Below are 17,932 nucleotides of genomic sequence, written 5' to 3'. Positions count from 1 at the left end.
TTGATTATGCAGAAGGATTCTAGCTCACTATTTGATTTGATGCGTGTATCGGACCATCAGAATATTTTCATTTGTAATGATAAGGAAGTTGGTTTGAAAGCAATTGTTGCTATACATGACACCACATTAGGACCGGCCATAGGCGGTGTTCGAATGTTGCCGTATGCTTCAGAGTTTGAAGCTATTGAAGATGCTTTGCGGCTGTCAAAAGCAATAACATATAAAGCTTCATTAGCTGGCTTAAATTTAGGCGGAGGTAGTGCCATCATTATTGGTAACTATCGAACAGAAAAAACTGAAGTTCTTATGCGTCGTTTTGGACGATTTATAAACGGCTTGAATGGAAACTTTATTGCTTCTATTGATGTCGGTACTACACAAAAGGATCTAGAGTATATCCAAGCAGAAACAAATTATGTAGCAGGATTACCAACTTCGCTTAATGGTGCTGGTGATACGACGGTGTTTGCAGCAAAAGGAGTGTATTTTGGAATTAAGGCGGCAATTAAAGAATTATATGGAGATGATAATTTGGCAGGCAGGAAAGTCGCTGTTCAAGGAGTAGGAAGTGTAGGAGAACACCTGATCTCCCTGCTACGAGCCGAAAACGCTCGAGTATACGTATCCGATATGACTGAAGAACGTAAAATGAAAATTGCTGCAAAATATAAAGCGGAACCTATTACCTATTCAACTAGTTACGAATTGGATGTAGATGTATATGCTCCTTGCGCCCTTGGTGGGACAGTTAATCCCGATACAGTTCCCCGAATGCGTTGTAAAATCATCGCTGGTTCAGCGAATAACCAACTTTTAGAGGAAGAGCGCACAACAGAGTTATTGAAAGAAAAAAACATCCTCTATACTCCTGATTTTTTGATTAATGCCGGTGCATTAATAAGCTGTTACTCAGAATTGGAAGGGTACGGTACTGATCGAACCGAACATCTAATCAGGTACATATATACCGCTACACGACACGTGATACAAAAAGCAAAAGAAGAAGACATATCAACATATCAAGCGGCTAAAGACTTAGCTGAGAAGCGGATTCTTGATATGAAAAAACTAAAATTCTAGTATAATATCGTTCTTTATTAATATTCGTTCTTACATAAAATTATGCTAAATAGAAGACACCTAAGGGTTAAGGTAATGCAAGTTTTGTATGCCTACAGTTTGTCCGAGGACAAAAACATTGGAAATTTTGAGAAAGGTCTTCTCAGAAATGTTGAAGAGGTTGATGAAATGTATATTTGGACACTCAATCTTTTGGATGAGGTTGCTGAGCATGTTTTAATCAACGTAGAGGGTATTGCCAATAAATGGATTCCGGACGATAATGACAAAACATATTCTTCTACTAAATTGAATAGTAATACGTTTATTGATTCCTTGCGCCAAAACAGACCTTACTTGGAAAAGGTTAAAAAATTTAATGTTGATTGGAATTATGATCCGGAAATTGTTCGTTCAATATTTGCACAATTAAAGGAATCAGAAGCTTATCTTGAATATCTTCAAAAGGAAGATCGTTCAATTTCTACAGAAAAGGATATTATTAAATATATTTTCAAAAAAATAATTTTGAAATCTCCAAATGTGGAGCAAGCATTAGATGAACGTTTCATAAATTGGCAGGTTGATAAGGAAGTTTTGCAAGCAATGATTGCAAAAACTTTTAAAAACTTTAGCAGTGAAGTACCATCTAAAAATAACCTAGCTGAATTAACACCAAGTTGGTTAGAGGACAAAGATTTTATTTTGAATTTACTCCGTTTAACAATTAAATTTGGCAAAGAATATCAAGATCTAATATCTGCAAAAACAAAAAATTGGGAATCTGATCGAATAGCCTTAATTGATAATTTACTAATGCAAATGGCGATTACTGAATTGATTCATTTCCCAACAATACCAATAAAGGTTACAATAAATGAATATATTGAATTATCTAAATCCTTTAGTACAGCAAAAAGTAGTACCTTTATAAACGGTATCTTAGATAAGATATTGGCTGACCTTAATACACAAAAGAGAATCAAAAAAGAGGGGCGTGGGTTAATTGCATAAAAAAAGAACAATGAAAATAAATATTATCTTATCATTTTTTTCTATTGCCATTTTGACAACATCATGTAATAATGATGGAAAGCAAGTTAGTTCTGAAGGGCAAGAAACTCAATTGGATATTTCTAATACCGAAGAAGAAAATCAGGGTATTGGGAGAATAGAGTTTAAAGAGACAGTGTTTAACTTTGGCAACATCAAAGAAGGTGAAATTATAAAACATACATTCACTTTTGAAAATACAGGGAATCATCCAGTTATTTTAGCTCAAGTTTCGGCGAGTTGTGGATGCACCACCCCAACTTATACTGCCACTCCAGTTCTTCCAGGAAAAACAGGAGAAATAGCGGTAGAATTTAACAGCGATGGTCAAGTTGGCCAACAACAAAAAATAATTACAATTGCTTCCAATGCTGAGTCAAAAATTATGACTGTGCAATTAAAAGGGGAAGTCGAAGCAAAATAATAATAAACTTATAAAATTTTAAATACAGATGATTTCAACTATTTTATTACAGACAACAGGTAGTGGTTTAATGCAGTTATTACCAATGGTGTTAATCGTAGTAGTTTTTTACTTCTTCATGATTAGACCTCAAATGAAAAAACAAAAGGACCATAAAAAATATATTGAAGAGATTGGTGTTAACTCGAAAATCGTAACTACAGCTGGAATTCACGGCAGAATTGTGGAGGTGAATGAGAAAACTTTTTTAGTGGATGTTGGTTCAGGCGTAAAGATTCGTTTTGATAAATCATCAATTTCGCTAGAAGCTTCTAAAGCCCTTAATGCAGAAAAGCCGGCTTAAATTTATTTTTAACCAAATAATTTTTAATAAAAAAGCATTCCCCACAAGGAATGCTTTTTTATTAAATCATTTCTGAATAATTAAAACTAATTTATTGTGGAATATTTAATAACCGTATCTCAGACATTTGGAAATTTGAGCTACCGTTTAATTCCAACATAGAGAATTTATAGAACTTGTATTGCGTATTGTTTGTAAAGGTAAAAGTCCTAGATAATCTTCTTGTCTCCCAAGTTTGATCAGATCTTTCATCAATAATCGTCCAATCTTTACCATCTTGTGATCCCTCCACTTTCCATCGTTTTGGATCACGTGATGGAGAATCATTTCCAGAGGTCATGCTATAGCCGTTGACAATTTGGGGAACGAAATATTCAAATTTCCAACTTAGATCACCATGAACCCCACCTAGGAACACTTTAGTAGTAATAATATTATCAATTAGCTTTTTAGAACCTTCACCTCCATCTGGTCCACCACCGTTCTCATGTGAAATAGTGAAAATATTATCAAAATTTGTCACATCCTGGACTAAACCTAATTCAGAAATTAACAAATCTAATACAGCTTTAGATCCTTTCGGTGTTGTCACAGCAAGTTTAACTTCTTTAAACGCTCCGGGCTCAAATTCTAGCTCAATCTCTTTTTCTTCTGAAAGAATTGGGTCGCTGTCTTCGTATCCTTCCAACCAAATATTTTTATCAATATTCATTGGAGTTTGATAGCTTACTTTAAGTTTCCTATCGCCAATAGTTTGCGTGTTGACAGTTATTAAATTGGCAGCAGAAATCTGAATTGTTTCTTCTCTTTGGGCCCAATAACCTTCACCATTTAATACAACAAGTTTTACTACATAGGTCCCTGTATTTAAAAAGGTATGAGTGGGAGATTCTACTGATGCAGTACTATCGTCTGCAAACGACCAACGCGTATCCTTAAAGTTTGCGGATTTATTATCAAACTTATAGGTGAAGGGATCATTTGCATTAACTAAACCGTATTCAAAGGATGCTAATGGTTTTTTTTCTAATTCTATAATTTCTTCAGGTGCAGCTTCTTCTTTTGCGCATGAAAATAGCATAGAAGCAACAAAAAGGTAGTAGGATAGTTTCATGATTTTCATATTAAGTTAATTGAAAAAGTTTCTATTAAGGAATTCTGACCATTCTCCATTCCGCTAATTGGAAAAGATCACTACCAACATTTCCAGTTATATGCATACGGAAATGAGTATAAGCGGCAGGAAGATCTATATTAAATCGTCTAGTTAAAGTTCTACTTTCAAATTGTTCATTTGAACGGCTGTCAATGGCAGTCCAAGTTTCACCGTCATTGGATGCATAAAGAGTCCATTCATTTGGATCTCGAGGCTGTGCATCACCACCAGAAGTAAACGTATAAGCGCCAATTTTTTGTGGGGAATCGAATACAAGAGTACATTCAACTTCTGAAAAACTACCTAATAAAAATTTAGAATTGTAATTTCCATCAACTAATTTTGGAGAATTCTCACCCTGGTTGTCATTATCTCGGCTTACTGTCAGAGTTGCAAGATCTGTCACATCAACTTCCATGACATTCTCGGAGTCTATTAATAAAATACTATAATTTTTTTCTGGATTAATGACATGTAGGGTAGAGGAGGCAAGTTCGACAACCACAGCCAGCTTTTTATCTAAATTCTCACTGATCACCGTCCAAGGAACAGTGAGTTCAAGTCCAGCTGATTTTGCATTGCTACCAATTTGCACATTGTTGACGATCGAATATTGTGAAGGTTGTAATGCAATTGTATTACTCGGTAATAAATTTTGTTGAATCAAAGTAGCAATTGTATCTGTTGAGGTAACCACTTCAACGTTAAAAGAAGAACCTGGGAAACTTGCTAAACTAATCCCTAATGGGATGGTTAATCCAGAAGACGAACTTTCGTAGTTAATCTGATTTTTAGCTTCAATAATTGATCCTGCACCATTGGTTAGTGAGATATAATGAATATCTTCCGAAGTTATTAAATCTTGTGTACTCAATATGATTATACCTGTATCATTCTCTTTATCAATGGCATTACCCTTTCCGGCATTCGTGATTGTATAACCGATAACAATTTTTTTTCCGTAATATTTTTCAACCTCGGTTCGCGTAATTACTGTATTAAAAACTGTTGAGTCCGCCCCGAAATTTATTTTCGTGGAATTTGGAAGTAATATTGACTCAGCTTTGATAGCAATATATTCGTTTCCTAGATTATTGCTGGTGATGTGTGTTTGTGCAGCCTGTTGATCCACAGCCAAAGAAACTTCAAATGCCTTAGAAGCTGGGGTATTCAAATAAACGCTTACGGGAATAGTCACACTTTCATTGGTTTTGGTTACCGTCCCTGCAATATCTCCTGATCCTACAGTAGTTGCACTACCTGGATTGATTTTGAATTCTTGAAGCGCCTCATCTTCGCAGCTAAATATTAATGCTGCTAATAGTGCTAATGCGAAGAACTTTTTCATATAAAATATTTCTAATTTCATAATTGGTTTATTTATCAATCCATACACGACCATCCAAATCCCAACTGATCTGTCTAGGCACTTTCAACCAACTTATAATTTGGGTTGAGATGTCAATTGTTCTTGGAACAAGTGCACTTAACGTTTCAGCCGAAGGAGCACAAATAAAATCGTTTAATTGCAAGATTTGATAGTTATCACTTGCTGTGTTTAAATGTGCTTGTGTTGGACCTTCATCCATAATTAAGTCTTGATCTTTGCTGTTCATAGGCCAATAGGCTGCCAACAAATCTATATTTGGGTGATTAGGTTCGATTCCAATTTCGCAACTAAACTGTTTCACTGTTTCTGGAGATAATGCCGCTTTCCAGAATTTAACATCAGCTAGATACGCATCCGATCTCCAACCTTCTCTAGTCTCTAAAAAACCGATTCTAAATTTAGCTGTTGATGTAATTGATCCCCACCCTGTAATATCTCCCTCTTTAGAGAGAACACCATTTGTGTATAATTTAACGATGCGTTTGCCATCAACTGTTGCCCCTGTAACCGTTATTGTGTTCCAAGTTCCTCGATTTAAATTTTTTTCAGCTTTTATTTCACCGGTACCTTTATCACCCCTGGCATTGAAAATCCATGATTCACCCGCTAAGTGTATGACCCATCCTATTCCATCAGTTTCCCGATCCCAAGCACCTTGCCAATGTTTACGTTTTCCAATTACAGAAGGATAACTGAAACTATAATTGTTATTTCTACCTTTATTCTTTTTGATTTTTAATTCAATGGTGAAATCGTCACTGTCTAGGTTAAAGATGCTGTTATCACCAGAATCTAATTGAGCATAATTGGTTTCTTTAAATTGCATGAAATCGCCAATAAATTTATTCCCAATAAATGGTTTTCCAATAAATTTAGTGGTAAAGGTAGGGGAGTATATAACTGTAAAAGTATTCACTAGAGGATTACTAAATATTGTGTTATCGTTTTGAGAGTCAGGGATTTCGTGTTCACCTCCCTGACTTGATGTAATAATGACTAACCAGTTTTCCTTTTCATAATTTTCTCTTGATTTTAAAGCTTCAAGCAACTGGCCAACTTGGTTATCAAATTTTTCGATCGCAGCTTTGTAACCGGGCTTGGAACTATCATAACCAGAAATTTTACCTGCCTCATCAATTCCAGTAAAATGGCCGGTGATAAAGGATAGGTTTTCTTGCTTTATTTCATTTAATAATTTACTTGTGGCATCATCATCGTTTTGTGCTTGTTGATGATTAATTTCCTGTCCAAAATTAGAAAGGAATAATGAATTTGAACTTACCATGCTCATCTGAGTAGAATCCTTAAGATTTTCCTTAATTCTTTTAAAAATGAGGGGATAAGCATCAAATTTATTGTTTTCAAAATTATTATCACGAACTCCATGTTTCAGGTAATTCACTCCAGTGAAAATATTCGACCAATTGGACCCAATACCCACCGCATTTTCCTCACTCAAGGAATTCCAAGAATAAATTGAATGGGGAAGGATTGCAGTAATGTTTGCAGGTTTTGTGACCCTGACGGATTCACCTCGTGCACCATCTGCAATCAACAGTAGTACTTTAGGTTTACCATAAATAACATCTACGGTATCTCCTTCTACATCTGGAATTACTTTGCTAAATTCTTGATTGCAAGAACTTACCGAGAATCCTAGTAAAATAAGTAATGAAAAGGATATGTGTTTTATAATTTGATTCTTCATAACGTTAGGTTTATTCGATAATAATTCGAGTTATATTTCTTGCATCTATATTGTTGAATTTTGTAAATGAACCAAGTAGCAATAACGCTCTTTTTTGATCGTCTGACTTTGTTTCAATTACCTGTTCTAAATGTCCTCTAAACTCTCCTGAGTTATTCATTCCGGGTACCAAATCACCTTTACTATCAATAATCATAAAATTTTGCCTGGTTATTCCATTATACTCAATGAAACTTCCTCCGACCACTATCAGACCATCATCTAATTGTTTTGCATAGGTTGGAACTCCTCTTCCAAAATTTTTGACCTTAAATGAATTGTCAATTTTTCCATCTTCGTTTAAGAGGACCATTCTTGGACTGGAGGTACCATTGTAGGTTTCAAACAAACCAACAGCGATATATTTTTTTGTAACCTCATTATAGGTTACTTTATTGATGTTATAATTAGCACCCTCACCTCCAGGATTAAATGTGGGATCCAGAGTTCCATCCGCATTTAATCGAGTGATATATCCTCTTGCTTGTCCATCAAACATTTTGAATCTACCAAAAATGATTGTTTTTCCTTTCAGAGGTCCAGATTCGTGATAGAAGGACGATATCGGCCCGTTAGCCCCCGGTAAGGCCTTCCCTCCAACAAAACGGAATGTTTTATCTAAGGTTCCGTCTAAATTTAACAACGCTACCGAACGGATTTCTGTACTGTCTAAAATGATTGAATCCCGGGTTTCCATAAAGTTTGGTTCTCCATAAATCCTATTAATATGAAAACGGAAATCACCTACAGCTAAAATTTTTCCATTGTGATTATAAATCTGATCCACACCTGAATTGAAACCTCCATTGAAACGAGGATAATATTTTATTGTATCCAACAAAGGTGGAGGTCTGAAAGGACTAACTGGCATAGTGTCTATTTTACCAGTTAGTTCAATTCTAGTTAAATTTGAGATATTATCTGTTCTTTGATCGTAACCAGAGAAAGAACCCGAAAGGTAGTAATGATTCTGAATTTGAATTATGGAAGATAAAAATCCATTTGCTCCATTACCTACGCGAAAGCTAGCATCATATTGTCCATCTTTGAATGTTCTAACAATTCTATTATTTGCTTTGATTAGTCCTTTATTTTCATAGTTATTGAAAGCACCTATGACAATATTCTTTCCTTCGATTGTCGTTAAAATACCGGATACGGTACCATTTGTTCCAAATTTTGCTTGCCATGTGGGGTCAAGTTTTACTAATCCTTCTACCTCGAAGTTGGGACCGTAAATAACTACATCATCTATAAAAATTGATGTAATGCCAGTACTTGCAAAAGACGGGACCTTTACTGTAATTTCTTCCTCAGTGATGTTGAGTATTTCAGCTTTTTGCCCATTGAAAGTAAAAATCGCTTTATCCTTAAAATCACTTAAACCTGAAACCTTAATTTTAACCTGATCCCCTGGTCCTCCAATTTCGGGAGAAGGTTTTTGAGTCCGTTCCATCACTATACCAAGTGGGGCTTTGCCTTGTTCATAGGGTTCTGAATGAAATTCGATTTCTTTAGAACAAGAACAAATTGCAACAAGACAACCAATACTAAGTATATATTGAAATAATATTTTCATAATCTTATCGTTTACTTTGAATAACATCTGCAATTATTGTTGCCCCACCATCTAGGCCGAAGGCAGTATTTTTGTAATTTAATACATGAATTACTCCATTTTTTGGCTGTATATCTGAACTTGAAATAGGATAACTTTGATAATTATCAGGATTCATCGGGTCAAATATGTAAGATAAATGTAATTGCCTATATCCCATGTATTTTAAAACACTTCCTCCTCCAACAGCGTCATTATAGACGACGCCAATATTACTAACGTTTCCTGAAAATGCGATGTAGTTTTGACCTGGGTATACATTTAGTAAACTAAAATCAATTTGTGGATAATCTGCTAGTTTGTTCTTACCACGGAACATATACTTTAACAAATGGGTCTGCCAAATATTAGGTTCAATATCACTTAATTTAGTAATTGTATCTAAGCCTAAATAATAGAGTTCTCTATTTAAACCACCCTTGTCAATTGATCCAATTAAACTTTTAATATCAGGATCACTTGGTGCGAAAAAAGTAAATTCTTCATTAGTAAATGTTTGTTCAAGACCTGCAAGTCGAATAATTTCAGCTATTGAGTCAAATAAAATCGGTTTTGAGTCTAAATATTCCAATATGCTACCATCAAATTCCGCTTGAGCTAGGCCACCGTCTTCATAATAATCGTCTTTATTACAGGCGCTTAGAGTTATTATGCTGAATAAAATCAACAAAATAGTATTGGGTTTAAATATTTTTTTCATAATTAACGTCCTATTGTAGTCCAATATTCATTTAATTCCATTTCTGTATTATAGTTCATCGCGCTCGGATCAATTGGCCATGTCCAACCACCCCTGTTAAATTGGTCAAGACTCAGTGGACTCATTGTCCATTCTGCATTCAGTATTCTTCTTGTCCTTATTAAATCAAAATAACGGTGACCTTCTCCAATCAATTCTCTACAACGTTCCATGAAGATAAAATCCTTTAATTCTGCACCTCCACTTCCTGAATACCTTGTTGCTTGTGCTCGATCCCGAACCATGTTAACCGCAGCAATTGCTTCATTATCTTTATTTCCCATTTCAGCTAAAGCCTCGGCATACAGAAGAACAGCATCTGAATATCTAAAAATGATAAAACTATTGTCTGGATTTTTGTCCTCATTTCCCGAAGCATACACATTGGTGCCGAACTTTCTAAGAACGAATTGACCATCGTCTGAAGTGATATCTTCAAACCATAATTCTCTACGTTTATCAGCAACTCCCTCAGGATAAATTTGATTCATGTAAGTTGAAATGTAATAACAATGGCTTAATTGATTTGTAAAACGTGGAAATTTATATGGCCAGCGAAGAAAATGATCCCAAAATGGCGCTAGAGCCGCAACATTATCACCATAATTAATACTTCTGTAGAATTCAAATAATGATTCTTCACTACGACCTTTTGTAACCGTTGCCCAATTTTGATCATTAAATGGAGCAATTAATTTGTGTTGGCGATTATTAATTAATTCACTACCCAAAGTTGCTGTGGCCGTGAGATATTTCTGCTTGTTTGGATTGTCAAAGGATGAATTCCACATATTCATATGCATCAAAAGAGCTATGATTGCACCTTTAGCTGGGCGAGCTCCCCTTAAAGCAGGGTCATTAAAGGACCATGGCATTTTGTCTTTTTCTGGCATCAGTTCCTCTATGCACTTATTTAAGACAGACACAAGGTTTTCTCTACCTAGGGCTTGTGTATGATAAGGATCTGTATAGTAGGGAACATCACCATATAATCGAACCATCCAAAAGTAGGTGAAACAACGTATAAATTTAGATTCAGCAATGTATCTGACTTTTTCCGTTTCACTAACTCCTGGTATCCCTTCTTCTAGCTTGCTTATCAATATGTTAACACTTTGAATAACTTCATAGTATTTTTTCCAATTGGTAATCAAACGCATGTTGTACCATTCAAACTGAGAAGAATTTATCGCCGTCAATAAATCGTTTTTACCTAATACCTCGATTACTTTTCTAGCATCGTAGCTATTGGCACCATCGGAGACAAAAATTTCACCAGATCTAGCCTCACCAATCGCGCCCATAACCCATGTTTCATTGATTTTGTCAAAAAAACGACTATATATAAATGCTAAGTTACTCTCAACATCTTCTAGTGATTGATAGTAATTATTTCCAGTTAATCTATCAATTGGTTCTACGACAAGGTAATTTTTACATCCATTGAATGTAAGTACTAGTGCCAAACCAAGTCCAATTCGTATTAATTTATTTTTAATTAAGTTTTTCATAATTTTTAAAATGAAAGATTAAAACCTAATGTGTATGACCTAGGTACAGGATATCCGTTTGATTGATCACGACCCAAATTTGTTACATTTTCCGGATTCGGTCCTGAATACTTAGAGAAAGTAATGACATTGTCCATGGATCCATATATGCGGAATCGTTCCAATCTAAATCTTCTTAAAAAATCACGATCGAAAACATAGGCCACAATTATATTGTTGATTTTAAAATAACTCCCGTCTTCTTCCCATAAGGTTTGATCATATCGGAATGGCCTTACACTAGAATTTCTAGAATAATCATATGGATATGGGTATTTTGCAACGTCACCATCTTTTAACCAGATATCCAGATCACTAATTGGAACAACTGATTTAGAGGCAAAAGGGTCTTTCAATAAATCTAGACGTTGAGCAAGGGCATAATTTAAAATTGTTCTTTTGGCAGTATACGAAGCATATATTGATAATTGGAAATTTTTGTATTGAAATGAATTCTGCATTCCTCCGGTAATTAATGGTTGTGAATTTCCTGATCGAGAATAATCCCGGTTATCCAATATATAATCTCCATTTCTATCAACATAGATTGGATCCCCTGCTTGGAAAAAAGTTCCATTGGCCGTACGATATCTTAAACCGGTAACGGGATCAACAGGAACATCCTGATCCGTTGCGTACACTCCAATGTTTTGCAATAAATAATTCGATAAAGATGAAGTCCCAACCCGATTAACCATATGTAATAAATCAGCAGAATTATCCCAACGAATAAACTGACCTCTATAATGACTAGGTAGTTGCAATAATATATCCTTGTTGTAGGCTCCATTTACAGAGAATGTCCAACTAAATGCATTCGATGTAGGAATGGGCCTGATATTGATTGCCATCTCGTGTCCATAATTCGCAACACCAGCATCGTTTGAATATAGTTTTCCGAAACCAGCCATATTACTCAACATGGCATCAAATAATAAATTATCAACCTGTTTGTAATAGGTGTCGTATACTAAATCTACCTTTCCATTAAATAGGTTTAAATCCAATCCTGCATTGTACTGCATTGAAGTTGTTGGCTTAAGATTGGGATTTGGGATAAAATCATAATTGATACCAATACCATTGACTTGATTGTATCTTCCAGATATATCGTATCTACCATAAACACGTTCTAATGTACTTGTTGGCATTACATTTACACCCCAAGTGAAACGTAGGGAAGCTAAATTAATCCAGGGTAGGGATTCAATCCAATTCTCGTGATGAATGTTCCAGCGGACTCCAATTGCGGGGTTCTTCGTATATAGGTTCTCAAATCCATTAGCAGAAGAACCATCTAAACGGTAAGATAAATCTACAACATATCTGTTTTTATAGTTATAACTAGTTGCAAAGGCAAAAGATAGGGCTTTTTCATTCCTGAAATTACTTAAAACACCTCCTCCTCTTGAAAAGTAACCATCGAAACCTAATGGTCCTTCAAACTGATCGTTAGGGGTTCTCGCTTGTTGGATGATTGAATTTTGCCTTGTTACATGTCGAACCTCGTTGAAAAAATTGATGAAAATGTTATGATCTTCTTTGATCGTTTTACTATAATTTAAAATATTTCTATTATAGAGCTGAGATTCACGTCCTGCAAATGAATATACATTTGAGAATTGACCAGCAGCTGCCGCAGGCACAAATCGATCCTCATTATTAGAAGCAAATTCATAACTTAAGGCTGATCTCAACCTCAGTCCATCAATAATTTCAAATCCCGCTTCTATAAATGGCCTAATTAATTTTGAACTGTTATCATTTTTAGTTTTTATTGCAGCAAGATAATCTGAATTAGCTGTATAAAATCCTGGAGGAGGAAGTAATGTTGAATTCATTCCTCCATCAGAAACTCCCGTCTGCAGAATACCTGTACCATCCCCTTTATTCTGTTTACCTAATTGGGCAAAAACTTGTCCGGTAAAATCAAACCGAGGAGTTGGCTTATAATCCATTCTTAAATTTGCTGAATAGCGATTGAAACCTGTGTTTCTGATTACACCGGTCTCCCCATAGTATCCTAAATTACTTTTATAGGAAAGAATTTGATTTCCACCATCTAAACTTAAATTGTGATTTTGATTAAACGTGTTCTGATAAAAAAGACTTTGCCAATCGGTCGAATTATTATAATAGGCATTCAAGCTATCCGCGAGACCAGGAGTGTCCATTATTTTATCTATTTCATCCTGGTTTCTTGCATTTTGAAGAATCTGCCAAAGTTTTATTTGTCTTTCCATGTTTCCTCCTATAGTTTCTCTTAATTTAGGAGGGGTCTTCATAAATGTACTGTGGGTATAATTGATCCTAGGTACTTCCGAATTTCCTCTTTTGGTTGTAATAATAATTACACCATATGCGCCCTGAGAACCATATAATGAAGTTGCTTGTGCATCTTTGAGAATTTCAATACTTTGAACATCCTCTGGAGGAATTAACGATAGGGGACTAATGCCAGGGCCTTGTTGTTGAAGTCCAAATTCAGAAGCTCTATCTGCATCCATAGGAACACCATCTATTACATAAAGTGGAGAGGTGGGCATTAAGATGGATTCATTTCCAGAACCAGTTGTAGAGAGTGTTGATAATCCCCGAATTTGTGTTGACCCTCTAAATCCCGGGGCACCTGTATTGACCTGTACATTAAGTCCTGGTACTTTACCCTGCATCAATTGCTCTAAGTTGGCTACCGGTACATCCCTTAGATCTTTTTCTCCTAAAGTAAAAGATGAGCCCGTTGATGTTTCTTTTTTACGAGCCACATAACCTCTAACAACAACTTCTTCTACTTGATCTTCTGATGTACTCAATTGGACATTTATAACGGTTTGATTAGCTTTAACGGTCACTCTACGTTGATTAAATCCAACACCTTTAAAGATTAAAACCGTGTTGGGAGCCACGCTTACAGTAAAACTTCCATTGTCTGAAGTTGCAGTAATTGCTCTTTTATTTGTTGCATCTTGAATTGTTACCCCGCCAATACCTCGTTTAGATTCATCGACTACTTTACCAGTTATTTGCTGATTTTGAGCCATCACCGATTGGATGGAAAAAACCGCCGATAGGATAAATATTAATATGTTAGTTTGAAATTTCATATAGGCTAAATTTTAGTCATCCTCAAATTTTGGGTTCTCATTTCGGAAATGGAAAACAATTTCCCAATCTCCTTTTTTATAAATTCTAAAATCTAATCCGAAGTCGGCAATTTGTCGGAATCCTCCAAAAGTTATTCTAGAATAGGCAAATTTTACTCTAGCGGTTCCGCCATCTGCAAAATCAGTTTTGAAATTTGTTAAAGGAATAGGGTAGGCTACATCATATTGTACATGTTCTTCTGTAATTTCCTTGTTGAAGCCATGTACTAAAAGATCCCATTTAGTTTCGTTGAATTTATTGGGGTTAATGAAATTTCCATTTTTTCCCATAAATTTGAATCGAAGACTATTTCCATTACCACCTGTAAAGGGCCTGATATAGACTACAATATCTTTTTTAATATTATTATTCTCTAAACGTAGTTCAGAATTTTCACCAATGACATTCCCAGAAATCCAACTTGGGATAATATAGTCTTGTCTTGTTGTGTCCTTCGGTCTTTGTGGATCAGGAGCTTTGCCACCTGTGTAGGGGTTAATATCGGTATCTGGATAATAGTTTCTCTGCCTCCAGGGTATGATTTGGAAGTCCTTGATAATTTGCGTACCTCCGGAGTTTTGAACTTTTAAATCAAAATAGCGAATTTCTTGTGTTTTTAATACAGTGTCTATAGGTCTTGGAGTAATCAGTTCATTAGTCGCAGAAGGCCACATAATAAATCTACCGTTTGAGTCCACCTCAAATAATGGTTTTTCTACAAGTTGTCTTTTCGCTTCAATTTCTTCCAACGATTTTTCCAAACCATCATATTCAGAAATCCATACGTATGTTTGCTTTTTTTGAAAAAGGTCTTCTACCGCTCTTCCATCTCCATATCGTGGATTGACAATTTCAAACTTCATTGGAAGTGTTGAGTTGTCAGCCTGAAGTGATGTAAAAACACTGTAGCGACCTAATGTTGGCTCTAGGATTTTATTGAGGTAATTTATTTCCTCACTCATAAAATCTTTGTCTTCGGGTAGATTATATAAATCTGTGCAGGATGTTAGCAATCCATAGCTTCCTAAGAAGACACAGAATAATCGGATACTATTCGAAATTTTCATAATTTGTCTTTTCAGGTTATATTACTCGTTAGTTCCTTTGTTTACACTCCAATCGGCCATTTGAAATGCGTTTCCTGATCTGTTTCTTTGAACATTTAAACGATAGAATACAAATTCAGTAGTGTTGTTGATCCAAAATACGCGCTGCTGGAATCTTCCTGTAAATTCTTCGCCGCTTCTTGAATCTAAGGTCTCCCAATTTTCTCCATCGTGGGAGGCTTGTAATGTCCAATCTATTGGGTCTCTCTCGACAGCGTCATTGGCAGATGTCAACGTATATGCGTTTGCTGCAGTTGCTTGATTTAATTCAACTTGCATCCAAACACCGCCAAAATCACCAAGAAAGAACTTTGTCTCGCTATTACCGTCAAAAACATATTTTGACGCTTCCACAGCATTTTCTCCACCACCTGTTTCTCTGGAAACTGAGAAAGTTCCTCCAACAGTCTTGAACAGGTTTGGAGGTGGAGGAATAAAGGTGAAGCGTGTGACAAAATCATTAAATCCAAAAATGTGATTCGGAGATAAAACATGGATCATTCCATTATCTGCCTCGATGTTAATGGATGCGGTTGTAGCAGTAATCCAATTCCGGTTAAATTGACTGTTTTTTGTATCACTATACTCAATGACCTTAGGTCCACCTTCTTCAAATCCTGAAGATGTTGCCGTAGTCAATTTAGCATTCATACGTCTTTTATATTTGTAATCATACAGCAGTAAACCATCCTTTGTTAACATTGAGTCACTTGAATAAAGACCCCGAATGACATACTGAGCCATCATCGTGTCTAAATGTTTTAATTCTAAATTTGAAAGGTAGCCTAAGGGCTTATCAGATTCTTTTCTCGTATTATTTAAGTTCTCAATGGCTAGTTGGAAACTTGAATTTGTTGGTGCAAAAAAAGTAATGTTCGTACTGTCTTTTAAAATTGAATTAATGTTAGTCCGATCGATAACATTGCGTAATGAATCGAAAATACCAGGTTTGCTTTCTATGTAGTCTAGTATACTTCCGTCAAACTTAATTTTTTGTACAGTTTGATTGTAATAACCTTTGTCTTTGGAACACCCAATAAACAAAAGCAATAGAAGGAGACAAATATAATATTGATTTACTTTCATGATTTTGCGGATTATTTCCAAAACTCATTTTGGGTTAATAAATTGTTTTCAGATAGGACTTTAGAGTCAATTGGCCAATAAATTCCGTCATTTCTAATAAGCTGATTCACATCTGAATCATCATTACGTATTTTATGGTGGCGTATTAAATCATACCATCTATGTCCCTCGCCCATTAATTCACGATTTCTTTCCTTGAAAATAGCATCGATTAAATCTCCGTTCTTAGCGGCGGAGTAGGGATTTAATCCTCTTCTTTCGCGGATTGTGTTGAGTAGCTCTATTGCTCCGTTTTGTTCTCCAATTGTTGCCAATGATTCTGCTCTTAACAAATACATGTCTTCAAGCCTTGTAAACACAGTTGCGCTCGAATAAAATCTGAATGTAGGGTCAGTTACTCCACCCATGATACATTTTATTTTACTGAATATTGGGTATTGACCATTGAAATTTTTGAAATACACCTCGGTAGTAGGATTTCCCAAAGTGTCAGCACTAAAGCGCTCATCAGTTGGCTCATCAAAAAACTCCAGTATTTTGTCTTTTGGAAGGTACATATCTGGAATACTTTTATTCACCACCGGTGAAGCTAGGGTAAGTTCTTCAATATGCCCAGTAAATGACCCCTCAACATGATTGTATACATGGCCAAAAGCTAAAAGTTGATTGCTGTTTTTGTCATAGAAAAATCCATTTGGATCTGTTAGTGTATTGGTATTTAATAAACCTAGGCTTCCTTTACTTGCGTTATCGATTACAAATTTAGAATAAGCCGCAGCATTGGGATAGTTGCTTTGCCAAGCAGCAACATGAGCAAGAATTGCATATGCAGTTGTTTTACGGGCTAAAGCTCCAGACCACCGGGAGGCAAATTCATTGTAATAATTTCCTTGTTGTTGTTCATCGTTAACACTATATAAATAAGGAAGGTCATCTGCGGATTTTTGTAATTCGATCTCAACCCAAGCTAATATTTTAACTTGATCCTCTCTGGGATGATTAGTGAAACTTCCTTCGTTTGATGAGATGATTAAAGGAACATCTCCCCATATCCGTACCATGTAGAAATAAGCGAATGCCCTTAAGAATCTGGCTTGAGCAATATCAACAACCATATTGTTGTTAGTGTACCTGGGATCATTTTCCTTCACCTCTGATATTCGCTCTAGGAATATGTTTGCTGCGTTTACTACAGCATACCATCGTCTCCAGCTTTTAAGATCATTCATTATTCCGAATGAGGCATTTAAGTTATTATTTGCAATTGCTTTTAAGTCTTGTCTTAAAGGAATTGAGTAGTCTCCAGAACGTACCTCTCCATATAACCAGTGGGCATTATGATCATTCAATGCAGATTTGGTTAGCCCATAAATTCCCATTAGTGCCGCTCTGGAATCTTCCATTGTTAACCACATGTTTTCCTCCGAAACTAAACGTGTCGAATTGATATCAAGCATTTTTTTACAGGAAACGAATACTTGACTCAATATGATTAATAGTATAATTGATTTTTTCAT

14 protein-coding genes are annotated in these 17,932 nt (G+C 35.5%); 4 read left to right on the top strand and 10 right to left on the bottom strand.

From position 1 onward, the window contains the following. Positions 1-6 precede the first annotated feature (6 nt). The 4 genes from AC6CHH_RS08690 to yajC all read left to right on the top strand — a co-directional run bounded on the left by AC6CHH_RS08690 (position 7) and on the right by yajC (position 2,879). Positions 7-1,080, top strand: coding sequence for a Glu/Leu/Phe/Val family dehydrogenase (locus AC6CHH_RS08690; protein ID WP_498281852.1), 1,074 nt, complete (start codon positions 7-9; stop codon positions 1,078-1,080). Positions 1,081-1,248: 168 nt separating this feature from the next. Further along, positions 1,249-2,073 carry a transcription antitermination factor NusB gene (nusB, locus tag AC6CHH_RS08685; RefSeq protein ID WP_498281850.1) on the top strand — a complete coding sequence of 275 codons (825 nt, stop codon included), beginning with the start codon at positions 1,249-1,251 and terminating at the stop codon, positions 2,071-2,073. Positions 2,074-2,083: 10 nt separating this feature from the next. Beyond that, entirely contained in the window at positions 2,084-2,536 is a 453-nt protein-coding gene (locus AC6CHH_RS08680; RefSeq protein WP_498281848.1) for a DUF1573 domain-containing protein, read from the top strand. Between the two features lie 28 nt (positions 2,537-2,564). After that, positions 2,565-2,879 (top strand): preprotein translocase subunit YajC, encoded by a 315-nt coding sequence (gene yajC, locus AC6CHH_RS08675; RefSeq protein WP_498281846.1) that lies wholly within the window; start codon positions 2,565-2,567, stop codon positions 2,877-2,879. A gap of 91 nt (positions 2,880-2,970) precedes the next feature. Here yajC and AC6CHH_RS08670 read toward each other — a convergent pair whose 3' ends face one another. From AC6CHH_RS08670 to AC6CHH_RS08625, 10 genes are read right to left on the bottom strand one after another with little or no spacing between them, the layout of a single operon-like run. Beyond that, positions 2,971-3,993: a PKD domain-containing protein gene (locus AC6CHH_RS08670; RefSeq protein ID WP_498281844.1), complete on the bottom strand. Its 1,023-nt coding sequence runs from the start codon at positions 3,991-3,993 to the stop codon at positions 2,971-2,973. Between the two features lie 34 nt (positions 3,994-4,027). Then, the gene (locus tag AC6CHH_RS08665; protein WP_498281842.1) at positions 4,028-5,404 is read right to left on the bottom strand and encodes a discoidin domain-containing protein; all 1,377 of its coding nucleotides are present in this window, start codon (positions 5,402-5,404) and stop codon (positions 4,028-4,030) included. A 7-nt stretch (positions 5,405-5,411) separates the two neighbouring features. Next, positions 5,412-7,133 (bottom strand): LamG-like jellyroll fold domain-containing protein, encoded by a 1,722-nt coding sequence (locus AC6CHH_RS08660; RefSeq protein WP_498281840.1) that lies wholly within the window; start codon positions 7,131-7,133, stop codon positions 5,412-5,414. Between the two features lie 10 nt (positions 7,134-7,143). Further along, positions 7,144-8,751 (bottom strand): DUF5008 domain-containing protein, encoded by a 1,608-nt coding sequence (locus AC6CHH_RS08655; protein WP_498281838.1) that lies wholly within the window; start codon positions 8,749-8,751, stop codon positions 7,144-7,146. A gap of 4 nt (positions 8,752-8,755) precedes the next feature. Then, positions 8,756-9,490, bottom strand: a complete 735-nt coding sequence (locus AC6CHH_RS08650; RefSeq protein ID WP_498281836.1) for a hypothetical protein — start codon at positions 9,488-9,490, stop codon at positions 8,756-8,758. A gap of 2 nt (positions 9,491-9,492) precedes the next feature. Next, entirely contained in the window at positions 9,493-11,040 is a 1,548-nt protein-coding gene (locus AC6CHH_RS08645) for a RagB/SusD family nutrient uptake outer membrane protein (RefSeq protein ID WP_498281834.1), read from the bottom strand. A gap of 5 nt (positions 11,041-11,045) precedes the next feature. Then, on the bottom strand, positions 11,046-14,183 hold the full coding sequence (locus tag AC6CHH_RS08640) for a SusC/RagA family TonB-linked outer membrane protein (protein WP_498281832.1): 3,138 nt from the start codon (positions 14,181-14,183) through the stop codon (positions 11,046-11,048). Between the two features lie 12 nt (positions 14,184-14,195). Continuing rightward, positions 14,196-15,290 (bottom strand): DUF5007 domain-containing protein, encoded by a 1,095-nt coding sequence (locus AC6CHH_RS08635; protein ID WP_498281830.1) that lies wholly within the window; start codon positions 15,288-15,290, stop codon positions 14,196-14,198. Positions 15,291-15,311: 21 nt separating this feature from the next. Next, positions 15,312-16,415 carry a fasciclin domain-containing protein gene (locus AC6CHH_RS08630; protein WP_498281828.1) on the bottom strand — a complete coding sequence of 368 codons (1,104 nt, stop codon included), beginning with the start codon at positions 16,413-16,415 and terminating at the stop codon, positions 15,312-15,314. Between the two features lie 11 nt (positions 16,416-16,426). Next, entirely contained in the window at positions 16,427-17,932 is a 1,506-nt protein-coding gene (locus AC6CHH_RS08625) for a RagB/SusD family nutrient uptake outer membrane protein (RefSeq protein ID WP_498281827.1), read from the bottom strand.

This window comes from Sphingobacterium sp. GQ94 (assembly GCF_059758715.1).
This window is presented reverse-complemented; position numbering and strand designations above follow the sequence as displayed.